At 48.9% G+C, this 23,703-nt stretch carries 20 protein-coding genes; 16 read left to right on the top strand and 4 right to left on the bottom strand.

Annotation, left to right across the window (positions count from 1 at the left end; genetic code table 11):
- The first annotated feature begins 31 nt into the window (after window positions 1–31).
- From zapE to H591_RS0109500, 9 genes are all read left to right on the top strand, one after another.
- Window positions 32–1,123 (top strand): cell division protein ZapE, encoded by a 1,092-nt coding sequence (gene zapE / locus H591_RS0109540; protein ID WP_022966723.1) that lies wholly within the window; start codon window positions 32–34, stop codon window positions 1,121–1,123.
- Window positions 1,124–1,168: 45 nt separating this feature from the next.
- Complete coding sequence (locus H591_RS0109535; protein ID WP_022966722.1) at window positions 1,169–2,107, top strand: DMT family transporter; 939 nt, start codon at window positions 1,169–1,171, stop codon at window positions 2,105–2,107.
- 140 nt (window positions 2,108–2,247) lie between these two features.
- Entirely contained in the window at window positions 2,248–3,303 is a 1,056-nt protein-coding gene (locus H591_RS15180; RefSeq protein ID WP_022966721.1) for a DUF2066 domain-containing protein, read from the top strand.
- 17 nt (window positions 3,304–3,320) lie between these two features.
- Window positions 3,321–4,460 (top strand): AI-2E family transporter, encoded by a 1,140-nt coding sequence (locus tag H591_RS15175; RefSeq protein WP_022966720.1) that lies wholly within the window; start codon window positions 3,321–3,323, stop codon window positions 4,458–4,460.
- Window positions 4,457–5,173: a DnaA regulatory inactivator Hda gene (hda, locus tag H591_RS0109520; RefSeq protein ID WP_022966719.1), complete on the top strand. Its 717-nt coding sequence runs from the start codon at window positions 4,457–4,459 to the stop codon at window positions 5,171–5,173. Before H591_RS15175 ends, hda begins: the two co-directional genes overlap by 4 nt.
- 47 nt (window positions 5,174–5,220) lie before the next feature.
- On the top strand, window positions 5,221–7,035 hold the full coding sequence (gene msbA / locus H591_RS0109515; RefSeq protein WP_022966718.1) for a lipid A export permease/ATP-binding protein MsbA: 1,815 nt from the start codon (window positions 5,221–5,223) through the stop codon (window positions 7,033–7,035).
- Window positions 7,032–7,871 carry a nucleoside triphosphate pyrophosphohydrolase gene (mazG, locus tag H591_RS0109510; RefSeq protein WP_022966717.1) on the top strand — a complete coding sequence of 280 codons (840 nt, stop codon included), beginning with the start codon at window positions 7,032–7,034 and terminating at the stop codon, window positions 7,869–7,871. The genes msbA and mazG overlap by 4 nt, the downstream gene beginning before the upstream one ends.
- Window positions 7,872–7,927: 56 nt before the next feature.
- On the top strand, window positions 7,928–8,467 hold the full coding sequence (locus H591_RS0109505) for a DUF2058 domain-containing protein (RefSeq protein WP_022966716.1): 540 nt from the start codon (window positions 7,928–7,930) through the stop codon (window positions 8,465–8,467).
- An 852-nt stretch (window positions 8,468–9,319) separates the two neighbouring features.
- Window positions 9,320–9,676 carry a thiol-disulfide oxidoreductase DCC family protein gene (locus H591_RS0109500; RefSeq protein ID WP_022966715.1) on the top strand — a complete coding sequence of 119 codons (357 nt, stop codon included), beginning with the start codon at window positions 9,320–9,322 and terminating at the stop codon, window positions 9,674–9,676.
- Here the strand turns inward: H591_RS0109500 and H591_RS15170 are convergent.
- From H591_RS15170 to H591_RS0109485, 3 genes are read right to left on the bottom strand one after another with little or no spacing between them, the layout of a single operon-like run.
- Entirely contained in the window at window positions 9,673–10,932 is a 1,260-nt protein-coding gene (locus H591_RS15170) for an MFS transporter (protein ID WP_022966714.1), read from the bottom strand. The two genes, H591_RS0109500 and H591_RS15170, sit on opposite strands and share 4 nt — an antisense overlap.
- Window positions 10,929–11,366 (bottom strand): nuclear transport factor 2 family protein, encoded by a 438-nt coding sequence (locus tag H591_RS15165; RefSeq protein WP_051145829.1) that lies wholly within the window; start codon window positions 11,364–11,366, stop codon window positions 10,929–10,931. Before H591_RS15165 ends, H591_RS15170 begins: the two co-directional genes overlap by 4 nt.
- Before the next feature lie 3 nt (window positions 11,367–11,369).
- Window positions 11,370–12,143 (bottom strand): SDR family NAD(P)-dependent oxidoreductase, encoded by a 774-nt coding sequence (locus H591_RS0109485; protein ID WP_028244329.1) that lies wholly within the window; start codon window positions 12,141–12,143, stop codon window positions 11,370–11,372.
- Window positions 12,144–12,216: 73 nt separating this feature from the next.
- Here H591_RS0109485 and H591_RS0109480 point away from each other — a divergent pair, with 73 nt between their 5' ends.
- The 6 genes from H591_RS0109480 to H591_RS15725 all read left to right on the top strand — a co-directional run bounded on the left by H591_RS0109480 (window position 12,217) and on the right by H591_RS15725 (window position 17,495).
- Entirely contained in the window at window positions 12,217–13,506 is a 1,290-nt protein-coding gene (locus H591_RS0109480) for an NAD(P)/FAD-dependent oxidoreductase (protein ID WP_022966713.1), read from the top strand.
- Window positions 13,503–14,279, top strand: a complete 777-nt coding sequence (locus tag H591_RS0109475; RefSeq protein WP_022966712.1) for a DUF1365 domain-containing protein — start codon at window positions 13,503–13,505, stop codon at window positions 14,277–14,279. The genes H591_RS0109480 and H591_RS0109475 overlap by 4 nt, the downstream gene beginning before the upstream one ends.
- The gene (locus H591_RS15160; RefSeq protein ID WP_022966711.1) at window positions 14,273–15,493 is read left to right on the top strand and encodes an SAM-dependent methyltransferase; all 1,221 of its coding nucleotides are present in this window, start codon (window positions 14,273–14,275) and stop codon (window positions 15,491–15,493) included. The genes H591_RS0109475 and H591_RS15160 overlap by 7 nt, the downstream gene beginning before the upstream one ends.
- Entirely contained in the window at window positions 15,490–16,026 is a 537-nt protein-coding gene (locus tag H591_RS0109465; RefSeq protein ID WP_022966710.1) for a DUF3833 domain-containing protein, read from the top strand. Before H591_RS15160 ends, H591_RS0109465 begins: the two co-directional genes overlap by 4 nt.
- Window positions 16,023–16,517 carry a chalcone isomerase family protein gene (locus H591_RS0109460; protein ID WP_022966709.1) on the top strand — a complete coding sequence of 165 codons (495 nt, stop codon included), beginning with the start codon at window positions 16,023–16,025 and terminating at the stop codon, window positions 16,515–16,517. The genes H591_RS0109465 and H591_RS0109460 overlap by 4 nt, the downstream gene beginning before the upstream one ends.
- Window positions 16,518–16,622: 105 nt before the next feature.
- Window positions 16,623–17,495 carry a MerR family transcriptional regulator gene (locus H591_RS15725; protein ID WP_022966708.1) on the top strand — a complete coding sequence of 291 codons (873 nt, stop codon included), beginning with the start codon at window positions 16,623–16,625 and terminating at the stop codon, window positions 17,493–17,495.
- On the opposite strand, the gene H591_RS0109450 is transcribed toward H591_RS15725, so the two are convergent.
- On the bottom strand, window positions 17,490–17,945 hold the full coding sequence (locus H591_RS0109450; protein WP_022966707.1) for a PAS domain S-box protein: 456 nt from the start codon (window positions 17,943–17,945) through the stop codon (window positions 17,490–17,492). The two genes, H591_RS15725 and H591_RS0109450, sit on opposite strands and share 6 nt — an antisense overlap.
- Window positions 17,946–18,354: 409 nt before the next feature.
- On the opposite strand from H591_RS0109450, the gene H591_RS0109445 reads away from it, so the two are divergent.
- On the top strand, window positions 18,355–23,268 hold the full coding sequence (locus tag H591_RS0109445) for an alpha-2-macroglobulin family protein (RefSeq protein WP_022966706.1): 4,914 nt from the start codon (window positions 18,355–18,357) through the stop codon (window positions 23,266–23,268).
- The last annotated feature ends 435 nt before the right edge of the window (window positions 23,269–23,703 follow it).

The following is a 23,703-nucleotide window of genomic DNA, read 5'->3' as shown; positions in this document are numbered from 1 at the left end:
CCCCGTTTTATTTGTCGGGTCGACACTTCTCATGACACCACTTGAACGCTATCAAAATGATTTACAGCGCGCCGACTTTTTTCGCGATGCTGCACAAGAAAATGCTGTGCGCCATTTGCAGCGCCTTTATGATGACTTAGTAGCGGACGCTCCGAGTAGCGGTCTGTTTGGTCGTTTGCTTGGCAAGAAATCAACACAGCCGATTAAAGGTTTGTATTTCTGGGGTGGTGTGGGGCGCGGTAAAACCTATTTGGTTGACACCTTTTTTGATGCCTTGCCGTTTGAGCAGAAGATGCGTACGCACTTCCACCGTTTTATGAAGCGCGTGCATGAAGAGTTGCGCACCCTCGATGGCGAGAAGAATCCTCTGGTCATCGTTGCTCAGCGTTTCGCTAAGGAAGCACGCGTCATTTGCTTTGATGAGTTTTTTGTTTCCGACATCACTGATGCCATGATTCTTGCAGGCTTATTGGAAGAGTTGTTTAAAAACGGCGTCAGTCTGGTGGCAACCTCGAATATTGTTCCCGACGGTCTATATAAAGACGGTTTACAGCGTGCACGCTTTTTACCTGCCATTGCTTTGCTAAAACAGCACACTGAAGTGGTTAACGTCGACAGTGGTATTGATTACCGTTTGCGTGCTTTAGAGCAGGCTGAGCTGTACCACTATCCATTAAGTGATGCCGTTGAGCAGGAGTTGGAGAAGAGCTTTCGCAGCTTATTATTAGAGAACTGTAAGATTCTTGAAAATGAGCCGCTGACTGTGGAGAACCGTACTATCGTTGCCCGTAAAGTCGGGAATGATGTGGCGTGGTTTGATTTCCGTGCCTTGTGCGACGGTCCGCGCAGTCAGAACGATTACATTGAGCTGGGCAAGATTTACAGTGCAGTGATTTTGTCCAACGTCGAACAGATGAGCGCTAAAAATGAAGACATTGCTAGGCGCTTTATTAACTTGGTCGATGAGTTCTATGATCGCAGTATCAAGCTAATTGTTTCAGCCGAAGTACCGCTTAAAGACTTGTATGTGGGGAATCGCTTACAGTTTGAGTTCCAGCGGACGTTAAGTCGTTTGCTGGAAATGCAATCCCATGAGTTTTTAGCTCGACCGCATCGATCTTAAGGGTGCAGTCTTTTTAACCAGCGCCATTATCAGAGAGCAGATACGATGCAGCGGGCCACTCAATCTGATCTGCTATTAATTGCGGTGACTTTGGTTGCGGCAATCAGCTGGATGTTTTCTAAAGAAGCCATCGCCTTAATGCCGCCACTGTTGTTTATGGGCTTGCGCTTTTTACTGGCGGCGGCTTTTTTAGCTTGCCTCGGCAGTCGGCAACTCCGTCAGTTAACCCGCGAGCACGTACTGCGCAGTGCTCGGGTTGGTATCGTCTTCGGTATTGGCATGCTGTTCTGGGTGCTAGGCTTAGCGCATAGCGAGAGCATGGGCGAGGGCGCATTTCTGACCAGCTTAGGCGTGCTGCTAGTGCCGATTGTGGCGCGAGTGTTTTTTGCTGAGCCAGTGCCACGCAGTACTTGGTTGGCGATACCGGTGGCGCTGCTGGGTATGGCGATGCTCTCACTGGCGCATGGTTTTGCCGTCAGTGCCGGACAGTTGTATTACTTAATTGCGGCAGTGGCCTTAGCGGTGTTTTTTACCTTAAACACCCGTGCGGCGACCATCTCCATGCGGCGCGCTTCAGCGCGGCAAGCAGCGGCTGCAATGACTGCCGTCGATCCTTTAGCTTTAACTATCATTGCTTTAACTTCGGTCGGTTTAGTGACGCTGCTGTGCTCAATGCTGTTTGAAACGGCCTTGCTGCCAGCTGTGCAGTGGTCTTTTGATGTGTTTTTTTGGTTATTTGCCAGTGCTATTGTTGGGACCGCGGCACGTTTTTGGCTACAAACCTATGCGCAAAGCTTAACCACGCAAACCAGTGGCGCAGTGATGCTGATTCTTGAGCCAATTTGGGTGGCCTTGTTTGCCGCTTTATGGTTTGGCGAAACCTTAGCAACCTTACAGTTGATGGGCTGTGTGATGATATTTTTAGCGTTACTGGTCAACCGTTGGCAAATGTTGCGATCTATTATTACGCGCCGCGGTCTTTAAATTAAGATAGGTCTTATATCTGTTGCTAAAGTTATTGATTGATAACCGCTATGCATTGCTTAGCAAGAAGCAGTTGCCGTGATCGCGCTGGCTGTTTATGGTAGGCGCCTTGCTTGGTTTAACCGTTAGAGAGAGTAAACATGCGATTTTTTATTGGCTTTGCTGCCGCACTGATGTCTTTTGCAACAGTTACTGCGAATGCTGAGCCTGTGGTAGGGCTGTATCAAGTTCGTGAAGAGTTGATCAGTCAGGAAAGTGAAGTGCGTGATGCTGGGTTGCAGCAAGCATTTACCACTTTAATGCAGCGCTTAACTGGGCGCAAAGATGCGGCACAAGCTGCAGAGCTCGCAACTTACCAAGCTGATCCACAGTCGCTGATCAGTCGTTATGGTTATGACGGCAATACCTTAATCGTTAATTTTGATCCGCAAAGTGTGCAATCTGCTTTACGTGCAGCGAAGTTACCGCTGTGGGGAGCGAACCGTCCTTTAGTATTGGCCTGGTGGTTAGTTGATGATGCGCAAGGTGCGCGCTTGGCCAGTGATGGACAGCAATTGGCAACTGATGTGCAGAGCGCTGGACAGTACTATGGTGTACCGACACGTTTACCTATAGGCGATTTGGATGAGCAGTTACTCGCCAGCGCTGATGTACTCAATCAAGATGGTGCACAACAGATTCGTCAAGCGGCGCAACGCTATAATGCCGATGCGGTGTTGAGCGTGCATGAACAGACCGATGGCCAGACGTTGCAAGCGCAGTGGCAGCTATGGATTGGCGATGAGCGTCAACAAGGACAAGCTACTGCCGAGACACAAGTTGCCTTAGCGCAGCAGATTTTTTCAGAGGTGAATCAGCATCTGGCTGAGCGCTTTGCAATCAAACCGGGACAGGGTGAAACCTTTATCGTGCGTGTCGCGGCGATTGATCTGGAGCGCTTTGTCTTGATGGAGCGTTTGCTTGAGCCTTTTGCCGCGCAACTGCAAGAAGTCACTAAAGACTATGCGCAGTGGCAAGTACGTAGTACTGCCGAGCAGTTACGTGCACAGCTAGCTTTGGCACACCTGAAAGAAACTGCGTTGCCAGCAGCAACCGCAGAGCCAGCACCGATTGATGCCACAGGATCGGATCTAGCACCGCAAGTATCGCCAGCAGTGACTGAGACGAATGACCAGTTGCTATATTTTACTTGGTAATTATTGAGATCTAATTGATGGCAAAGAATATTAAAGGCTGGTTATTGATTGGATTAGTAGGCCTTGTGCTGCTGACATTCTATAAATTATTACCGATTTTATCGCCTTTTTTAGTCAGTATTTTATTGGCCTATATGGGCGATCCTCTGGTCGATATTTTAGAGCGCTATAAAATTTCCCGCACTTGGGGCGTCGTTTTAGTTTTTATTTTGCTCAGTTTGATTTTGCTGGTCTTACTGCTGGTGTTGATTCCAATGATTGGTCGGCAATTGGTCAGCCTCTATGAGCTGACGCCGCAATTGATCGATTGGGTGCAAAACACTGCCGTGCCATGGATGCAAACTAAGCTGGGTATTAATGCGAGCGCTAGCAGTCTGGGTAATATCAAACAGATGTTCAGTGAGAATCTAGGAAAAACCACAGATATTGCCCAGTTACTCTTGAGTCAGGTCACTGCTTCAAGTTTGGCTTTTTTAGGCTGGCTGGCGAATATGTTATTGATTCCTGTGGTGACTTTTTATCTGCTAAGAGATTGGGATATTTTAGTGGCAAAAATGCGTCGTCTGCTGCCACGTCAGAAAGAAGGCACCATTGTTCAGTTGATTGGTGAGTGCCATGAGGTTTTGGGTGCGTTTATGCGCGGCCAATTGTTGGTGATGTTGGCGCTCGGTGTCGTCTACGCGATTGGACTGATGGCGCTTGGGTTGGAACTGGGCTTGATCATTGGCATCTTGGCTGGTTTAGCTAGCTTAGTGCCCTATATGGGATTTGCCGTAGGGATTAGTGCCGCATTGATTGCAGGCTTATTTCAGTTTGGTCTGGACCCTTATCCCTTGCTGGGTATTATCGCGGTGTTTACCGCTGGGCAAATGCTTGAAGGGATGGTGCTGACGCCCTTATTAGTTGGTGACCGCATTGGCTTGCATCCTGTGGCGGTGATTTTTGCAATTTTAGCCGGTGGCCAGTTATTTGGCTTTACCGGTGTGTTGCTGGCGCTGCCGGTGGCTGCAGTGATTATGGTTTTGCTGCGAAATATGCATGAGTTGTATAAAGAATCAAATATGTATGGGCAGTCGAGCGAGAGCGACGCGCCTACCAGTCTTGGTGTGGCTGAGCAGGTAGAAGCTTGTGATCGGCCGCTAAATGAGTCGACATGAAACCCACCCAATTATCACTGGGGATGCGTCTACGTGATGACGCAACCTTTGCCAATTATTATCCAGGCGCTAATGCAGTTGCTCTGGGCTATGTCGAACATGCCTGTGAAGCTGAAGATCAGTGGATGGATGGTGTGCTTTACATCTGGGGTAGCGCTGGAGTTGGGCGCAGTCATTTACTCCAAGCCGCGTGTTTGCGTGTAGAGGAGCGTGGCGGTCGAGCACTATATCTGCCCTTAGCTGAGCTGGGCGAATATGACCCAAACGTACTGGATAATGTCGAAGAGTGCGACTTGCTGTGTCTCGATGATATTCAAGCAGTCACGGGGCAGGCGCATTGGGAAGAAGCTTTGTTTCATGCTTTTAATCGTTTGCGTGATGCTGGTAAACAATTGCTGATTACCGCTGATGCCGCGCCGCGTGAGTTGCCGATTAAACTGCCTGACTTACAATCACGTTTAAGCTTGGCGTTGGTGTTTCAGCTGCATGAGCTCAGTGATGATGATAAGTTGCGTGCCTTGCAGCTGCGCGCTTCACGCCGTGGTTTGCAGCTACCCGATGATGTCGGACGTTTCATTTTATCTCGTTCCGAACGCAGTATGACTGTACTGTTTGATACTCTCGAGCAGTTGGACCGAGCCTCTTTACAAGCGCAGCGTAAGCTGACGATTCCTTTCCTAAAAGAAGCATTGGGTTGGCAGCCGCTGAAATAAATGCGTGCGTGTTAATATTGCCAGACCAACATTGAGATTTGAAGTTAATGAGCAAAGAACAGCAAGAGAAACCTAGCCTCACTGGGGTCCAAATTTACTTCCGCCTATTGGGCTACATTAAACCTTATATCGGCATGTTTATTATCAGTATTGTTGGTTTTCTGATTTTCGCCACTGCTTCGCCGATGCAAGCCTATATTATGAAGTATTTTGTTGATGGCTTGGCTAATCCAGATGCAGCACTGTTCCCTGAGATACCTTGGTTGGCTGACCTGCGTTTATTACAAGCCGTACCCTTGTTAATTGTGATCATTGCAGTTTGGCAGGGGGTCGGCTCGTTTTTGGGTAATTTTTATCTAGCCAAAGTATCTTTAGGCTTGGTGCATGATCTGCGTGTGCAGTTGTTTAATAACTTGCTGACTTTGCCTAATCGTTATTTTGATAATCACAACTCTGGACATTTAATCTCTCGTATTACCTACAACGTCACTATGGTGACTGGTGCTGCCACTGACGCAGTAAAAGTAATAGTGCGCGAAGGCATGACCGTGGTGTTTTTGTTTGGCACCTTGCTGTGGATGAACTGGAAGTTGACCTTAGTGATGGTGGCTATCTTGCCGATTATTGCATTGATGGTCAGTAGTACCAGTAAGAAATTTCGCAAGCAAAGTAAGAAAATCCAAGTAGCAATGGGCGATGTCACCCATGTCGCTTCGGAGACCATTCAAAACTATCGTGTGGTGCGCAGTTTCGGTGGCGAGCCTTATGAGCGCGCGCGCTTTTTAGAATCCAGTGTCAGTAATACCGATAAACAACTGCGCATGATCAAAACCAACGCGGTATACACACCTTCCTTGCAGTTGGTGATTTATTCTGCGATGGCGGTGTTGTTGTTTTTAGTATTGTTGTTACGTGGCGACTCCTCACCTGGCGATTTGGTGGCCTATATTATTATGGCAGGTTTGCTGCCTAAGCCGATTCGACAGCTTTCAGAGGTCAGTTCGACCATTCAGAAGGGTGTTGCCGGTGCGGAAAGTATTTTTGAGCAGTTGGACGAAGTGCCAGAAAATGATTCAGGAACGGTAGAGTTGGCGCAGGTTAGTGGTCAATTAGAAGTGCGTGATTTGACCTTTACCTATCCCAATACCGAAAACCCCGTGCTAGAGAACATCAGTTTTACCGCTGAAAAAGGTCAAATGGTCGCTTTGGTTGGGCGTTCGGGTAGTGGTAAATCAACTTTGGCAAATTTAATTCCACGTTTTTATGAGCATCAGCACGGCAAGATTTTGCTTGATGGCACTGAAGTACAAGACTTTACCTTAGCTAATTTACGCCGACACATGGCTTTGGTGACTCAGCAGGTGTCCTTATTTAATGACACAGTGGCGAAAAATATTGCTTATGGTGATCTTGCCGATGCCTCGATTGAAGAGATTAAAGCCGCCTCGGAAGCCGCCTATGCAGCAGAATTTATTGAGCGCATGCCGCAAGGCTATGACACCATTGTTGGCGAAAACGGTGTGCTGTTGTCTGGCGGACAGCGTCAGCGTCTGGCGATTGCCCGAGCTTTATTGAAAAACGCGCCATTATTGATTCTCGACGAAGCAACTTCTGCTTTAGATACTGAGTCTGAGCGTCATATTCAGGCGGCGTTAGACCATGCTGTGCAAGGGCGCACCACTTTAGTGATTGCACACCGCTTATCCACTATTGAAAAAGCTGATCTGATTTTAGTGATGGATCAGGGACGCATTGTTGAGCGCGGCAATCACCAAGAGTTGCTGGCGCAAAATGGCTATTACAGTCGTTTGCATGCCACTCAGTTTCAAGAGCTAGAAGCAAATGCGGAGGCGGAAGAATGAGTGCTGCCAATCGCTATCAGTTGTCTGATTTACTCTATTTGATGGCGCGTTTACGCGATCCTGAGAGCGGCTGTCCGTGGGATCTGCAACAGGATTTTGCCAGTATTGTCCCGCACACGCTGGAAGAAGCATACGAAGTTGCCGATGCTATTGAGCGTGAGGATTTTGCTCATCTGCCCAGTGAGTTGGGTGATTTGCTGTTTCAGGTGGTGTATTACAGTCAGCTCGGTCAAGAGCTGCAGATGTTTGATTTTTCTACCGTGGTGCACAGCATTACTGAGAAGCTGGTGCGTCGTCATCCGCATGTCTTTGCTGATGGCCAGTTATATGCGGCAACGCAAACATCAGCGGTAAACAGCGAGCAGGTTAAGCAGCGCTGGGAAGAAATCAAACAGCAAGAACGTGCCGAGCAGGCAGAGTCTGAGCAAGCGGTCAGTGTTTTGGCGGATATTCCCTTGAATATGCCAGCGCTGAGCCGAGCATTAAAGATTCAAAAACGTGCCTCCAGTGTTGGTTTTGATTGGAGCAGTTTGCCGCCAGTATTGGCTAAAGTGGATGAAGAGTTGCAAGAAGTACGCGAAGCCTTGGCCAGCGGTGATCAGGCTGCAATCAGCGAGGAATTGGGTGACTTGTTATTTGCTACGGTAAATATCGCACGGCACCTTAAAGTGAATCCAGAAACTGCACTGCGTGCCGCCAATATTAAGTTTTCCGAACGTTTACAGGCTGTTGAGCAGCAGGCTCGGCAGCAAGGTGTTGCCCTGAGTGACTGCACAGAGGGGCAGTTAGACGCCATGTGGAACTTAGCTAAACAGACGTTAGGCCCAGCAAAATAAACGCTCGGTTTGGAGTGTTGTGTTTTTTAAATGATAGAAGACAGGTTTAGAATCTCATGAGTTTATCTTTACGCGATCAGATGCTTAAAGCGGGGCTGGTCAACGAGAAACAAGTTAAGCAAGCCACTAAAGATCAAAAAAGACAGCATCGCCTTGAGAAGAAAGGCGCGGTTGAAGTCGATGAAACGCAACGTCAAGCAGCGCTCAAAGCCATGGCTGAGAAGCAGCAGCGCGACCAAGCGCTCAATCGTGAACAGCAAGAAAAAGTTGAACGTAAAGCGCAAATAGCACAAATTCGCCAGTTGATTGAAAATGCACGTTTGCCGAAACTCAACAGCGAAGACTATTACAACTTTGTTGATCATAAAAAAGTGAAGCGCATTGCGGTCAATGATATGGTGCGCAATAAGCTCAGCAGCGGCAGTTTAGCCATTGTCAAGCACGGCGGTGGCTACGAAATTATTCCCCGCGAAGCCGCGCTGAAAATTCAAGAACGTGATGCGCAGCGTATCGTTTTGCTTAATGTGGTTAGCGAAGCCGCCAGCGATGATGATCCTTATGCGGCCTATCAGATTCCTGACGATTTAATGTGGTAAGCATCATTTACTGAACCACCAACAGGCGCAGATTTTTTCCGAGACTGCGCCTGTTTTGTTATGTTCTGTTGGTCTGCAGTACGTGAAAATCTGCACAGTTGATTGGAACTGCACTGGTGCAAACTCTGTAAATGATCAACGAGTACTTCGGGGTGGGTGTGGTGAGCGAGTCAAGGATGACGAGCGCCGGAGTTGAACCCTGGATGGGTTCATCGACGGGTTAACACTTGCCCCGAAGTACGGCATGCACAAACTTGTTTATAGGCTTTAGCAAAGCAAAGTAGCAAGGATGATATGCGCATGCCGTATCTTGTTGGTATCGCTGTTCCCTCAACGGGTCATCCTGACCCGATTCGGGGCTACGCCATCCCTGGCTCCGCTGATCGCGACACCAACAAGATACTCATTGATGAGTGATGTTGTGTGCGGGTGTGTAGTAGGGCTCTTTTAAACCATCATTTTGTGGGGTTTTATTAAGTTCTGTTGGTCTGCAGTAATTGAAAATCTGCACAGCTGATTGGAACTGCAGTAGCGCAAACCCTGCAAATGATCAACGAGTGCTTTGGGGTGGGTGTGGTGAGCGAGTCAAGGATGACGAGCGCCGGAGTTGAACCCTGGATGGGTTCATCGACGGATTAACACTTACCCCGAAGTACGGCATGCACAGACTTATTTATAGGATTTAGCAAAGCAAAGTAGCAAGGACGATATACGCATGCCATACCTTGTGGGTGTAAAGGTGATACGGCAGGTGCGTAATATCGGCTGATAGCTTGATATGGGGCTTTTCTTATACAAACATTAGACGGATACTATGCTGGTGTCTTATACGTATGTGTTTAAGGAGCCGGTATGGCAACTCGCAGCGCTCAACTTTACTACGATGCGTCATGCGGACTTTGCCGCAAAGAGATCGAGCATCTGCGCTCTCGCTTAGAACCACAGGTGCAGTTAGTTGATATCAGTGCGCAAGATTTTCAGCTGCCGCAGGGTTACAGCCTTGAAGACATGCTCACCCGTATTCATTACTTTGATGGGCAGACCATGCACATTGGTTTCAACGCGACTATGGCGTACTGGCATGCCGCGGGTCTGCGAAAAACTGTAGCCTTGCTCAGCCTGCCGGGAATAAGCCAGATCGGTAACTTTACCTATAACCTTTGGGCGAAATGGCGACGTCGCAACTCCAGCAGTTGTGAGATTCATTAATCTGCCAGCGTATCTGCGCGGCGTAGCCAATACAGCGCAACCAGCTTAAGTGCTACCGGCGCACCAGCGTACAGCCAGAGCAAGCCCTGTAAGCTCGCCGGACTCTGTTGTTCCCAGCCGAGCCAGCCCAGTGCCGGCAACGCTAGACCCACCGCTAAAGCTAAAGCCAACTTAGTTAGCATACCCCACACGGCAAACAGCACACCGCTCATGTTGCCGTTTTTGCTGCTTAAGTCTTGAGCAATATCGGCTTGAATTGAGGCGGGCAGTGCCACGTCGGCAGCGACACTTAAACCTGAGAATAAACAGATCAGAGCAAAGCCCCAGAGACTGCTAGGCGCTAAGCTAAAGACCCAAATAAAGCTTAGGCAAGCGCTGAGCATTGAGATGCGCCAAGCGCTGTATTTGCCGAACCTTTTGGCTAAACGCACCCACAGCGGTAGGGCCAAGATGCCACTGAGGAAAAAGCCCAGCAGCAATACGCCCATGTATTGGTTGAGCTGTAAGTAATGCTCGACAAAAAATAAAAATAATGTCGCCGGCAAGGCGTTGGCTAAACTATTAAGAAAGTATGCCGGCAATAGTCTGCGACTGCGCTGATCTCTCCAAGCCAAACGCCACGCTTGCAGGTTGAGTATGGGTTTTTTATCAGTCTGCATAGTGGGCTGTAGCAGCCGTAAGCGCCAGAACAATACCGCTAAAGCTAAGGTTAGACTGATGCTGACCAACGGGTACAGCAGGCGAAACAGTTGCTGATAATCTTGGCTGTCATCCAGAGCAAAAGGCAGCACTAATACCGTGATCACTCCAATTACAGCAAAGCCTTCGCGACTGGCGGTGTAGTAGGTTTTTACATGGGCGTGCTGACTGACTTCGGCACTTAAAGCTTGATAGGGGATCATGATTAAGGTCCAGGCCAGATACACCCACATCGCCCAGATTAACAGGCGTACAGTGCTGACTTGCACAGGCAGCAACAATTGCCATAAACCAATTAACAACAGCGCCCAGCCCAGAATCATCAGGCCGTAACGGCCGCGCTGTGTGCTCTGATCACAGAGCAAGCCCACTAAGGGATCCGAGATTACATCGCTGATCCGCGCCAACAGCAGCATGCTGCCAATCACTGCCAGTTCAAGACCCAACTGATGGTAATAGCTCGGCAAATACACATACAAAGGAATACCCAGCATCGCCAGCGGCCAAGATGCAAATCCGTAAATCAGTGGCTGGCTAAAAGCTGAGCGGCTGTTCATGAGCTGCTCAAACGCTTATTAATCAGAGCAATGATGCTTTTCAGCAAAGGGACTTTAAGATAGACGTATTCACCGGTATCCCAGTAATCAATGTGGCTACAGACTTTTCCCTGCTCATTGATTGCAATTTTGCTGACCCCTTTAATCAGTTGCTGCTCGGCATTGGCTTTGAGCTTAAAGGTAAACTGCCACTCCAAAAAGCCCCTGTTGTGGCTGCTGGCAAGGTCTAAAATACGAAACTTTGGTTCGTGTAGCGTGCTGAACATGTGACGGAAAATAGTTTGCATTTTGGCCAAACCATGCACGGCGTTAAAGGGGTCTTTAAAGTACACATCGCTACTAAACACCTGCAAAAACTCCTCCTCTACGGATTGCTGGCTAAGATTTTCAAACAGTTGCTTGTAGTTTTCTAAAACCTTATCAGTGATCAGCATTATTTAACTCCTTAACATTTTTCGGGTCAGTGCCAATGACCACGAGTAGGGCATCCATTTGAATAGACTCAGTACTATGCGTAAACGCCATGGAAAGCGTATTTCAAACGCTGTGCTGCGATCTAAGGCATGAGCGATCTGTTGTGCAGCCTCGATGGGCTCTAATAGACCGGGCATAGCAAATTCATTTTTCTCGGTTAAGCGGGTGCGGACAAAGCCGTGATTGATAATTTGTAAGTCGATGTTCTGCACGGCAAGTTCAGGCTGCAAAGCCTCAGCTAGATTCACTAGAGCGGCTTTCGGCGCTGAATAGCCGCCACCGTAGGGCAGACCGAAATATGCCGCGAGGCTGGCATTCCAGATCCAACGGCCATGACCTTGTGCTTTAAATAGTTTTTGCAAAGGCAACATTAACGCCACTGCGCCTAAATAATTGCTTTGATTCATCTGCACAAAAGCTGACCAATCCCATTCCTCAGAGGTCATGGGCTGATAAGCGCCGACATTGTAAAACCACATGTCTAAACCAGTGAACGCTGCCCAAGCCCGTTGCGCTTGAATAGCACAATCTTGCGCATCGCTGACATCAACATTTAAGCATTGTAACTGCTCGCCATATTGCTGTTTTAACTCGGTTAGAGCAGATGATTGCTGAGCCTGTCGAGCTGAAGCCAACACCTGATGACCTTGCTTTAACCATATTTTCACCAGTTCCAAGCCAATGCCTTGGGAGGCGCCGACGATCCAGATGCGTTGTTGCGCAATATTATTTTTCATGCGGTACCTTGTACAAGTGCGTATAGGTTGTGTATAACTAATATATAGCAAATTTGCACAAGGTGTCAGGAAAATGTTCGACTCAGATAAAAAATACAAAGTGGCAGTGATTGGCAGCGGCATCAGCGGCATCAGCAGTGCATGGTTTCTTAGCCAAAAACACGAGGTCACTCTATTTGAGAAAAACTCAACGCTGGGTGGGCATACCAATACCTTGGATGTGACCTTGGACAATGGCGAGCAAACCCCAGTGGATACAGGCTTTATTGTCTATAACGAGCCCAACTACCCTTTGCTTAAAGCGATGTTTGCTCACTTAGATGTCGCCACCCACCCAACGGACATGAGTTTTGCCGTATCGATTGACCAGGGCCGCTTGGAGTACGCCGGTAATAACCTCAATACCTTATTTGCTCAGCGCAAGAACCTTTTTTCGCCTCGCTACTGGCGGATGATTGCGGATATTTTGCGTTTTAATAAGCTGGCTAAAACTGATCTTGTACATGGCTTACCTAAACATTTTACTCTCGGTGATTATTTGACTGAAAACGGTTTTGGTCAGAGCATGCAGCAGGATTATTTATTACCGATGGCGGCAGCCATTTGGTCCTGCCCAACCGAAACCATGCTGCAGTTTCCGGCGCAGAGTTTTCTGCAGTTTTTTGCCAATCATGGTCTGTTAAATATTAACGATCGGCCGCAGTGGCGTACCGTGATCAATGGTGCGCGTACCTATTTAGAAAAAATCGTTGCCCTGAACCGCTTTGCTGTTTATCAGCATGGGGTGACTGAGGTGGCGCTCGGTGAAAGAGCAGGGCACACAGTGTCGTTGCGCAGCAGTGATGGCCAAAGCTATGTCTTTGACCATGTGATCTTTGCCTGTCATGCGGATGAAGCCTATGCCTTGCTCAATGATCCAACATTCGCTTTGTTGCAGAACTTTACCTACCAACATAATTGCGCTTGGTTGCATACCGATCCTGCGCAAATGCCCAAGAAAAAATTGGCTTGGGCGGCGTGGAATTATTCCAGCGGTGAAAATTATCAAGCACAGCGCGCGGTCGCGGTGACTTATTGGATGAATGCACTGCAACCGCTTAATACTGCAGAGAATATCTTTGTCACTTTAAACCCAGTGATTGAACCGCGTGCTGATTTGGTGTTGAAGAAAATTGATTATCAACATCCAGTCTTTGATCCGCAAGCGATCCAAGCGCAAGCGCAATTGCCGCGTATTCAAGGCTTAAAGAACTGTTGGTTTGCTGGCGCGTACGGCGGCTACGGCTTTCATGAAGACGGTTTAGCCAGTGCTGTGCGCGTAGCCAGACTGTGGCAAATACATTTGCCCTGGGAGGCCTCATGACTTCGCAGTTGTATGTTGGTCAAGTCGCTCATGCGCGCAAGCAGCCTGTGGAGTATCGCTTTGCCTATCGCACTTTCAGTCTCAAGGTAGATTTGGATGAGATTGCCCAAGAAAGCCAAAAACTGCGTTGGTTGAGTCTTAATCGTTTTAATTTAGTCAGCCTCAATTACAAAGACCACGGCGCGCGTGATGGCACACCGTGGCGGCAATGGCTGGATGGTTTTCTAGCGCAGTATGGCATCGAGCGTCCTGCGCGGGCAGAGTTGATCTGTTATCCGCGGGTGCTTGGCTACAGCTTTAATCCGCTGTCGATGTGGTATGCCTACGATGCCAATAATCAGTTGTTGGCCATTATCGGCGAGGTCAGCAATACCTTCGGCCAGTGGCATCACTATGTGCTCAAGCTGGCGGGCAGTACTGCAAAGAGTATTCAGGCGCAGGCGCAGAAAGTCTTCCATGTCTCGCCCTTTATTGACATGGATGCCCGCTACCATTTTCGCTTTGGCGCGCCTGCCGACAAGGTCTTTACCAGTATTCGTGAAACCCGTGATGGTGTTGAGTTTTTTAGTGCCAGTGAAGCGGGGCGTGTCTTGGATTTGACTGATCGCCAGTTAATTAAACAAGTGGGGTTTGCCCCCTTAAGCATGCTTAAAGTGATCGCCTTGATTCATTGGTGGGCGTTAAAAATCGTTATTAAAGGCGGTAAGTTTCACCGCACCCCAAAGCATTTAGAAGCTGTGCAATACAGCCATTCGGAGATGACATTATGTTAACCCGCACACAAAGCCGTTTTTTCGGCTCATTCTGCGCACCAAAATTGGCGGCTTGGTTACTCAAGCACTTACCTTTCGATCGTCTGCAGCATGGCTCATTAACGGTCAGTATTGGTGATCAGCAGCGTCGCTTTAGTGGTACTGAGGCAGGTGTGCATGCTGAGTTAATCATTCATCAGCCGCTAAAGTTTATTTGGCTGTTTAGCAGCCAAGGTGAACTGGGTTTTGCCAAAGCCTATGCCGACCAATTGATTGATAGCCCATGTTTGCATACCTTGCTAACGCTTGGCGCAGCCAATGAACAAGCACTCAGTGAGACGCGTTTAGGCTTTAATTGGTTTTATCAGCGCTTTTTAAAGCGCCATCGCAGCAATCATAATTCGATTGAAAACAGTCGCGAAAACATCAGTGCACACTATGACTTAGGTAATGACTTCTATCAGTTATGGCTGGATGAAACCATGAGTTACTCCAGTGCCTTGTTTACTCAGCCTGAGCAGAGAATGGCGCAGGCTCAGGTCAATAAATATCAGCGTATTCTCAATGAGCTGGATGTGCAGGAAGGGCAACATATTCTGGAAATCGGCTGCGGTTGGGGTGGTTTTGCCGAGCGAGCGGCACAGCAAGGCAATCCAGTGACGGGTATTACCTTGTCGACTGAGCAGCTGGAGTTTGCCCAGCAGCGTATGCAGCGCCAAGGTTTAGCAGAGCAGGCGCAGTTACAGTTAATGGATTACCGTCATCAGCAAGGTCAGTTTGATCATATTGTCAGTATTGAGATGTTTGAAGCGGTCGGTAAAGAATATTGGCATGACTACTTCACCCAGCTCAAACGTTTACTGAAACAAGGCGGCAAAGCGGTACTGCAAATCATCACCATTGAAGATGCGCGTGCCGAGCGTTATCAAAATGATGTCGACTTTATCCAGATGTTTATTTTCCCCGGTGGCCTATTACCCTCTAAGCAGCAATTGCAAGAATTGGCGCAAGAGCATGGTTTCACCATCAGTAACCAGTTGTCGTTCGGCCAAGATTACGCGCGCACTTTAAAGCTCTGGTACCAGGATTTTTCTGCACACAGTGAAGAGTTATTAAAGATGGGGTATGACCAGCGTTTTCAGCGGATCTGGCGCTACTACTTAGATTATTGTCGCGTGGGCTTTGAAAGCCAATCCACCGATGTCGTGCAACTGACTTTGGAGCATAAGCTATGAATATTCGTCATTATTTATTCGCGTTCGCAGCGTTATTACTGCTTAACGGTTGCAGCGTGCCTAAAGTGCAAGACTATGCGCACACCCAGCCCCAGCTCGATTTGTTTACTTATTTTGCAGGTCAGACCCAAGCCTATGGTCAATTTCAAGACCGTTCTGGCGTGGTCAAGCGCCGCTTTAAAGTTGCGATCACCGGCACGTTGAATGATGATGTGCTGACTTTGGATGAGCGCTTTGTCTATGACGATGGTGAAAAAGAACAGCGCGTTTGGCTGATTAAACGCCTTGGCGACAACCTGTATAGCGGCACTGCCGGTGATGTTATTGGTGAAGCAGTAGGGCATAGCGCAGGCTCAGTGTTCAGCTGGCGCTACACCTTGGACTTGCCTTACAAAAACAGCAGTATCCAGGTGAAATTTGATGATTGGATGTTCTTACAGTCCGATGGCGTCATGCTCAATCGTGCCCAAGTCAGTAAGTGGGGCTTTAATGTCGGCGAGGTGACCTTGTTCTTTAGTAAGGCACAGCCATGAAAATTCTCTGCGGCTTTATCCTGTTAGCGCTGAGCACTGTTGTTCACGCTAACTTAACCCAAGTGGGTGAAGGCACTGCGCGTTGGGGGTTGCTTAAAATCTATGATGCGGCTTTTTTTACTGAAGCGGATTTAACGGCACAGCAGGTTTTGGCCGACAACACGCCCGCGCGTCTTGAACTGTGCTATGCCCGTGCACTGACGGTGGAAAACTTTATTGAAGGTGCCGAACAGGGTTTACCGCAGGTTGTATCGGTTGAGTTAGAGCAAGCAGTGCAACGCTTACACGCTGCCTACCAACCAGTTAAGCAAGGTGATTGCTACCATTTAGAGTATCAGCCTGAGCAAGGTACGCGCTTGTTACTCAATGGTAAGACCTTGGTGCAGATTACGACGCCGGGTTTTAAAGCGCTGTATTTCGGGATCTGGCTGGGCGAGCGGCCGTTAGCAGAAGGGCTTAAACGTGACTTGCTTAGTGGACTCAAGCCTTAGTTGACGCAGTCGTCGCCAAGCTGAGTACGGATCGGTACAATCGCCGCCTGCTGCATAAGTTGTGTACATGTTTTATTATTTAGAATTTACTGAGTGTGATGCCCCATGAGCGATGCAATCGACCAAAACGCACTGTACCCGATCCGCGAAGTGGCGCGCTTGACCGGGGTGAACCCTATTACCCTGCGTGCTTGGGAGCGTCGCTATAACCTGATTGAACCGGTGCGCACTGAGTCCGGGCATCGCTTGTATACTCAGGAACACATTGATTTTTTGCATGAAACATTGCGCCTGATGGAAGAAGGTATTCCGATTAGTCGTATTCAAGCCGTGATCAGTGAAGCGTCGCCGCGTCAAACACACACATCTGCAGTAACCCCGAGTTCTGACAAAAGCCATGCGCTGTTAGAGAAAATTGTTCAGGCAGCGGGTCAGCTACAGGTGCAAGCGCTGGAGCGCTTATTGGACCGGGTTTTTGCTGACTACAGTCTTAATCCACTACGGATCTTATTGGCTGAAGTTGACGCGCATCTGCAGCAACAAGATAACAGTGCCGTATCCTTAGTATTTTGGCGTAGCAGTGTGCTACGACGCATACAGGTGCGTTTACACAGTTTGTACACACAGCCGTTGCTGCCAAGCAAGCGCGTAGTGATTTATAAAGCGCTGAGTACGCCTGCTTATCTTGCGGCTCTGGTGACCTTGTTTTGTTTTGAACAAGGCTATCAAGCGCTGGCAATAGAAGAAGGGGCATCCTTAGAGCAGGTGCTTACAGCAGCCAAACCCTTGTCGATACAGGCGGTGATCTTTGTTGATAAGGATGCCTCGGCGACAGACCTATGGCGCGCGAGCTTTGCCAAGTACGCCTCAATGCGCACTTGGCTGTTCGGTAGTGAACAACTAGCAGAGATGCAGCCCGCCAGTGTCAATTGTGAGCTGCGAGCTTGGTCACAGTGGTTTGCCCCACTGAGCTTATAAAGGTTTGCCGAGTTGTTTGTGTAATTGCTGAATCGTTTCGCGAGCCGCTTCCAACTCTAATGCCAGCTCAACATGAGCTGTGACATCTTTTTGAATACCGATGTAATAGGTAATCTGATCGAGTTCGTCATAAAAAGGCGTCACGCTGAGCTCGTTCCAAAATGCAGAACCGTCTTTGCGGTAGTTTTTTAGTACTGTGCGCACCGGGCTTTGATCGTCAATGGCTTGGCGAATGACTTTGACTGAGGTTATATCAGTATCTGCACCCTGCAGGAAACGACAATCCTGATATAAAATCTCGTCAGCGCTGTAGCCGGTTAGGCGTTCAAAAGCCGGATTGACGTATACCAAAATGGTGTCATCACCCTCTTTTTCAGCCACCACTATGCCATCCTGGGCAGACTCAACCAGTTGCAATAAAATTTCATGACGTAAATTAAATCGTTTCATAGGATGCCTTGTCAGATCATTGGCGCATTCTAGCAAGCTCTATCAGTCTTTCAATAAGAACTTACTGCCTGCGCCGGTCAGTGAATACTTGTGCACAATTTACAAATGCTCAATGCTTCTGCAGAGGCTTATTGTGTGGCGTAACTTCCTGTTAGTGATTTATTGTAAGTTGTTGAATTAAAACAATAATTTTATTTGGATGAAAAACAACCAGTCGCCGCAGACGCTAGGCTGGAGGCTGTCTGCGCGGTTGGTATACATATTATGCACACAGTTATCCACAGGCTCTGTGCATAACTGGCTTTGCAGTGAATATTTCTTTGCACTTTGTCGACTCTATGCATGGGCGCTGCAGCGCGCTGTCGTTTATAGTAGCGGCTGATTATTATTTCTTATGTTGGAGCAGCTTATGTGGCGCAATGGACTTCTCGGTACGCTGATGATTTTAATGCTTGCAGCCTGTGATTCAGGTGAGCAGGAGAGCACTCAAGCAGCGCCGCCAGTCGCCAACAGCGCTCAAACTACCATCCCCGCAGCAGTGAAAGATCCCGCCGTCTTAGCGCTGCAGTATAAAGATCAAGTCCTGCAGGTTTTAGATGTGTCTGAGCTTGAAGAAAACGGTGCGAGCGTCTTGAGCTTAACCTTCTCTGTGCCACTGCAAGAAGGACAAAACTTTGCCCAAAAAATCCATGCTGTTGACAGTAAAAGTGGCAAGCTCGATGGTGCTTGGGAATTGAATGAGGACTTATTAGAGTTACGCTTGCGCCATATTCCACCGCAGCGCAACCTAATCATCAGTGTGGATAAGGGCTTGCTCGCCTTTAACCAGACCCAGCTAAGCCAAGATTTCAGTGCCAAACTTAAAACCCGAGATTTGCAACCTTCTGTGGGCTTTGCCAGTCGCGGCTCGTTATTGCCGGCTGAGTTCAGCCAAGGCTTGCCGGTGCTGGCGCTCAATGTTGAGCATGTGGATGTTGAGTTTTTCCGCATTAAACCCGCGGCCTTGCCTGAGTTTTTAGCGCAATGGGGACGCAATCAAAGCTTGGAGTTGTGGCAGGCGCAAGAATTACTGACCTTAGCAGAGCTTGCGCACACGGCGCGCTTTGAATTAAAGCCTGCGCTCAATACCCGTGAAACGCTACAGCTGCCGATTAAACCGATTAAAGCGCTGAACGAGGCGGGCGTTTATCTTGCGGTAATGCGCGAAGCCGGTAGCTATAATTATTCACAGCCGGCCACAGTGTTTTCGGTCAGTGATATTGCCGTGTCTGCGCATCGTTTTCAGCAGCAATTGGATGTGTTTGCGCAAGCCCTTTCCAATGGCTTGCCCTTGGAAGCCATTGAACTGCAAGTTTTAGATAAGAAAGGGCAAGTCTTAGCCACGGGTAAAACCGATAAGCAAGGCCATGCGCAGTTGCCGATTACCGATAAAGCTAATCTTTTGCTCGCTCAGCATGGTCAGCACACCAGCTTTTTACATTTAAACAGTGCCAGTCTAGATTTGGCTGAGTTTTCTATTGCCGGGCCTGTCGGGCAGGCGTTGCAGTTTTTTGTCTTTGGTCCACGTGATCTCTACCGTCCCGGTGAAACTGTTCTGCTCAATGGTTTGTTGCGTGATGCCGACGGCCAGCAGGTCACGGCGCAACCGATTAAAGTTGAAGTGCGCCGTCCTGACCAACAAATCAGTCGTGAGTTTGTGTGGCAGGCGGATGACAAAGGTTTGTATCAATACCAGCTGCCGATTGGTGCCAATGCGCCGACGGGTCGTTGGCAGTTATTGCTCGACTTAGGCGGTGGTATTAAACAGGTCTACGATATTTTAGTCGAAGACTTCTTGCCTGAGCGTTTGGCCCTTGAATTACACGCCGAGCCTGCGCCGATTAAACCGCAAGCTGCATTGCAAGTGGCGGTGGAGGGTCGTTATTTGTATGGCGCACCTGCCGCCGGTAATCGCATCACTGGCCAGCTGTATGTACGGCCTTTGCGCGAAGCGGTCAGCAGCTTGCCAGGCTTTCAGTTTGGCGTGGTCAGCGATGATGAATCGCTCAAGCAAGAGATTGATTTGGATGAACTGGTCCTCGATGCAGAAGGTCACGCACAGATCAAAATTGACAGCCAATGGCCAGAGAGCAAGTCACCACTGAATTTGATTGTGCAGGCCAGTATTTTGGAGTCCGCCGGCCGTCCAGTCACACGCCGTGTTGTCCAAGCGGTGTGGCCAGCGCCTGAGTTGCCGGGTATTCGTGGCATTTTCCAAGGTGAAGAAGTGGATGCCGAGAGTCAGCCAGAATTTGAACTGGTCCTGACCAATCCACAAGGTGACAAGTTGGCTGCTCAGCAACTGAAAGTGCGCTTGATTCGCGAGCGTCGTGATTACTATTGGAATTATTCTAATAGTAGCGGTTGGAGCAATAACTACAATAAAAAACTGCTGACAGTCAGTGAGCAAACGATCAATATCGAAGCGGGCGCTACCGCTAAAGTGAGCTTCCCGGTGCAGTGGGGACCTTACCGTGTTGAGGTAGAAGATCCGCGCACTAAAATGGTCAGTAGCTTGGGTTTTTGGGCCGGTTACGCGCAGCAAGATAATGCCTCAGGTGGCGCTGTGCGTCCTGATCAGGTCAAGTTAGCGCTGGATAAACCGTCTTACGCCAATGGCGAGACAGCACGCGTTACCATCAATGCTCCGGCGGCGGGTAGTGGTTATTTATTGGTTGAGTCAGCCGCAGGACCGCTCTGGTGGCAGCCACTGAATGTGCCGAAAGAAGGCGCTACGGTTGATATCCCTATTGCTAATGATTGGTTGCGCCATGATTTATACATCAGTGCATTGGTGGTACGCCCAGGTGAGCGTCAAGCGCAAATTACTCCCAAGCGTGCCGTGGGTTTACTGCATTTACCTTTGCAGCGTACCGATCGGCAGTTAGCGCTGACCTTGCAAGCGCCAGAGCGGATGCGTCCGGGTCAACCTTTGACCGTAAAACTCAAAGCGCAAGCGGCTGATGGACAACCTGCTGGGCAACCCGTGCAGGTGCTGTTGTCGGCGGTGGATGTGGGGATTCTAAACATCACCAACTTTGCTGCGCCGGATCCTTTTGCCGAGTTTTTTGCCCGCAAAGGCTACAGTGTTGATCAGTTTGATGTGTATGGGCAATTGATTGAAGCAGGTAATGGTCGTTTAGCCCGTATGCTGTTTGGTGGTGATGCGGATTTAGCTGCTGGCGGTAAGCGCCCACAAACCAATGTAAATATTGTCGCTCTACAAAGTCAGGCGGTGACCCTGGATGCGCAAGGTGAAGCAGAAATCACTTTGGCTATCCCCGACTTTAATGGCCGTTTACGTTTAACCGCGCAAGCGTGGACAGATAATCAGTTTGGTATGGCTGAGCAACCTATTGAGGTGGCTGCACCTTTGGTGGCTGAGCTGTCGGCGCCGCGCTTTTTAGCCGGTGGTGATCACAGTCAAGTGGCATTGGACTTACACAACCTGACGGATCAGGCGCAAAGTGTATCAGTGCATCTCAATAGTAGTGGCTTGCTCACCATCGGTGAGGATGCCGCTAAGCTGAAAGTGCAGTTGGCGGCCAAAGAGCGCAAAATTCTTGATCTGCCGATCAGTGCCTTACCAGGTTATGGCGTTGGTGAATTGCGCCTGCAGGTGGATGGCATGCAGTTGCCGGATGAAACCTTAGCGCCGTTAACCCGCAGTTGGACCATTGGTGTACGCCCAGCCTATCCTGCGCAAAATCGCAGTTATCAAGCGGTGATCAACGCTGAGCAAGAGTGGCAGTTGCCGCCCGAAGCTTTAGCGGGCTATCAACGCGGTGGTCTGCAAGCGCTGCTTAGTGTGTCGAGCCGTCCACCGCTCAATATTGCTGAGCATCTGCGCGCCTTAGATGCCTATCCTTATGGCTGTTCAGAGCAAACCACCAGTGGCTTGCTGGCATCCTTGTACATCAATGATGCGCAACTTGATGGTGTACGGGTTAGCAGCGATACGCCAGAGCATCGCCGTCAGCAAATTGAGTTAGGCATTGAGCGTTTATTGGCCATGCAGCGCTACAACGGCAGTTTTGCAATGTGGAATGCAGAAGGCTCCGAGCAGTATTGGCCGACAGTTTATGTCACTGACTTTTTATTACGTGCCCGCGAGCAAGGCTTTGCCGTGCCACCTGCTGCGCTAAAATCTGCACAAGAGCGTTTGCTACGTTACCTGCAAGAAGGCTACTTAATTGACAGTGATTACACGCAAGCGCCAGAAAGCACCCGTTTTGCTGTACAAGCCTATGCAGGTTTTGTTTTAGCGCGCGACAAAAATGCGCCTTTGGGTGCTTTGCGCAGTCTCTTTGAGCGTCGTCAGGATGCGCGCTCGGGCTTGCCTTTAGTGCATTTGGCCTTAGCGTTACAGTGGATGGGCGACGCGCCAAAAGCTGAGCAAGCCTTGCATGCAGGTTTAAATGTACAGCGCAGCGATGAGCTGTATATGGCGGATTACGGCAGTGAATTGCGTGATCAGGCGCAAATCTTAGCCTTGCTGCAAGAGTATGATTTAGCTGAGTCTGAGCAGGTTAAGCGTATGTTTGCTTTGGCAGACAGCCTAGACACCCGTAGATGGTTATCGACACAAGAGCGCAATGCGCTGTTTATGGCGGCGCGGGCGCAGTTGCGCACGACTGATAGCAGCTGGCAAGCAGAGTTGCAGTCGGCTGCGCAAAGCATTTCATTGTCGGCCGATCACAGCCTGCAACTCTTGGATGAGCAGCAATTGCGTGCCGGCCTGAATCTTGCGACCTCAAGCAGCAAGGACCTGTACCAGCGTTTACAGCTCAGTGGTTACCCAAGCCAAGCACCGGCAGCCGGTGGTCGTGTATTAAGTATTGAGCGTCAGTACTTGGATACTAAAGGCCAGCTGTTAAATATGAATAAGTTGCGCAGTGGTGATTTAGTCGTGGTGCACTTAGCCGTGCGTGCGACAGAAACTGTGCCAGATGCCTTGGTGGTGGATTTACTGCCTGCCGGTTTAGAACTTGAAAATCAAAACCTTGCGCAAAGTTCGGCCAGTTTAACTGAAGCCAGCAGTGCTTTACGTGAATGGCAGGAAGCCATGCAAAATGCCGATATCGTCCATCAAGAGTACCGTGATGACCGCTATGTGGCTGCGCTAGCAGTGCCAGCTCACGAAGTAAGGCATCTGTTGTATTTAGCACGGGCGGTGACCCCTGGGCGTTATGTGGTGCCGCCGGCGCAAGTGGAGTCGATGTACCGGCCTGAGTGGCAAGCCTACTCGGACACTCCTGAAGTATTGCAAGTGAAGGCTCGTTAAATACAATCCTCTGGGTTGGCCAGTGCCTTGGCATTTGTCAACCCAAGATTGCGCAAAATAATTGAAAAAATATGCCTTTTTGCTCTTGATATTTGTTAGGTGTTTGATAGTCGTTTGAGAAGTTGTGCACATTCATACAAGTGTTTTGTGAAATGCGTCCACTTGCTGTATGAGCTGTCGGTTATTTACTTCTTGACTTTGTAAGCTGTTGATTTTAAAGGCTTTATAGTTTTGGTGAAAAAATCATCAGTTTGTAGCAAAGCCCCGTATTGTGGCTACCAAACGACTTTATAAGCATCTTACCCACAGAGTTATCCACAGGCTTTGTGGATTGTTTTTGCAAAGCCGCATGCGCTATAGCTTTGCGCGATTTTGCACAGAGTTTAGGGTTGGCGAAATAGATATTTTACAGCGCAGATTGATTTTTTTTACCCT

The organism is Denitrificimonas caeni DSM 24390 (assembly GCF_000421765.1).
In the GTDB taxonomy this organism is placed as follows: domain Bacteria; phylum Pseudomonadota; class Gammaproteobacteria; order Pseudomonadales; family Pseudomonadaceae; genus Denitrificimonas; species Denitrificimonas caeni.
This window is presented reverse-complemented; position numbering and strand designations above follow the sequence as displayed.

What these genes read in the sequence shown, in the direction of transcription:
- H591_RS0109485 (WP_028244329.1), bottom strand. Translation starts at nt 12,143, where the DNA reads ATGAAAAATAATATTGCGCAACAACGCATCTGGATCGTCGGCGCCTCC.
- H591_RS0109460 (WP_022966709.1), top strand. Translation starts at nt 16,023, where the DNA reads ATGAAAATTCTCTGCGGCTTTATCCTGTTAGCGCTGAGCACTGTTGTT.
- H591_RS15725 (WP_022966708.1), top strand. Translation starts at nt 16,623, where the DNA reads ATGAGCGATGCAATCGACCAAAACGCACTGTACCCGATCCGCGAAGTG.
- H591_RS0109445 (WP_022966706.1), top strand. Translation starts at nt 18,355, where the DNA reads ATGTGGCGCAATGGACTTCTCGGTACGCTGATGATTTTAATGCTTGCA.
- H591_RS0109480 (WP_022966713.1), top strand. Translation starts at nt 12,217, where the DNA reads ATGTTCGACTCAGATAAAAAATACAAAGTGGCAGTGATTGGCAGCGGC.
- mazG (WP_022966717.1), top strand. Translation starts at nt 7,032, where the DNA reads ATGAGTGCTGCCAATCGCTATCAGTTGTCTGATTTACTCTATTTGATG.
- zapE (WP_022966723.1), top strand. Translation starts at nt 32, where the DNA reads ATGACACCACTTGAACGCTATCAAAATGATTTACAGCGCGCCGACTTT.
- H591_RS15175 (WP_022966720.1), top strand. Translation starts at nt 3,321, where the DNA reads ATGGCAAAGAATATTAAAGGCTGGTTATTGATTGGATTAGTAGGCCTT.
- H591_RS15170 (WP_022966714.1), bottom strand. Translation starts at nt 10,932, where the DNA reads ATGAACAGCCGCTCAGCTTTTAGCCAGCCACTGATTTACGGATTTGCA.
- H591_RS0109500 (WP_022966715.1), top strand. Translation starts at nt 9,320, where the DNA reads ATGGCAACTCGCAGCGCTCAACTTTACTACGATGCGTCATGCGGACTT.
- msbA (WP_022966718.1), top strand. Translation starts at nt 5,221, where the DNA reads ATGAGCAAAGAACAGCAAGAGAAACCTAGCCTCACTGGGGTCCAAATT.
- H591_RS15165 (WP_051145829.1), bottom strand. Translation starts at nt 11,366, where the DNA reads ATGCTGATCACTGATAAGGTTTTAGAAAACTACAAGCAACTGTTTGAA.
- H591_RS0109465 (WP_022966710.1), top strand. Translation starts at nt 15,490, where the DNA reads ATGAATATTCGTCATTATTTATTCGCGTTCGCAGCGTTATTACTGCTT.
- H591_RS15160 (WP_022966711.1), top strand. Translation starts at nt 14,273, where the DNA reads ATGTTAACCCGCACACAAAGCCGTTTTTTCGGCTCATTCTGCGCACCA.
- hda (WP_022966719.1), top strand. Translation starts at nt 4,457, where the DNA reads ATGAAACCCACCCAATTATCACTGGGGATGCGTCTACGTGATGACGCA.
- H591_RS0109475 (WP_022966712.1), top strand. Translation starts at nt 13,503, where the DNA reads ATGACTTCGCAGTTGTATGTTGGTCAAGTCGCTCATGCGCGCAAGCAG.
- H591_RS0109535 (WP_022966722.1), top strand. Translation starts at nt 1,169, where the DNA reads ATGCAGCGGGCCACTCAATCTGATCTGCTATTAATTGCGGTGACTTTG.
- H591_RS15180 (WP_022966721.1), top strand. Translation starts at nt 2,248, where the DNA reads ATGCGATTTTTTATTGGCTTTGCTGCCGCACTGATGTCTTTTGCAACA.
- H591_RS0109450 (WP_022966707.1), bottom strand. Translation starts at nt 17,945, where the DNA reads ATGAAACGATTTAATTTACGTCATGAAATTTTATTGCAACTGGTTGAG.
- H591_RS0109505 (WP_022966716.1), top strand. Translation starts at nt 7,928, where the DNA reads ATGAGTTTATCTTTACGCGATCAGATGCTTAAAGCGGGGCTGGTCAAC.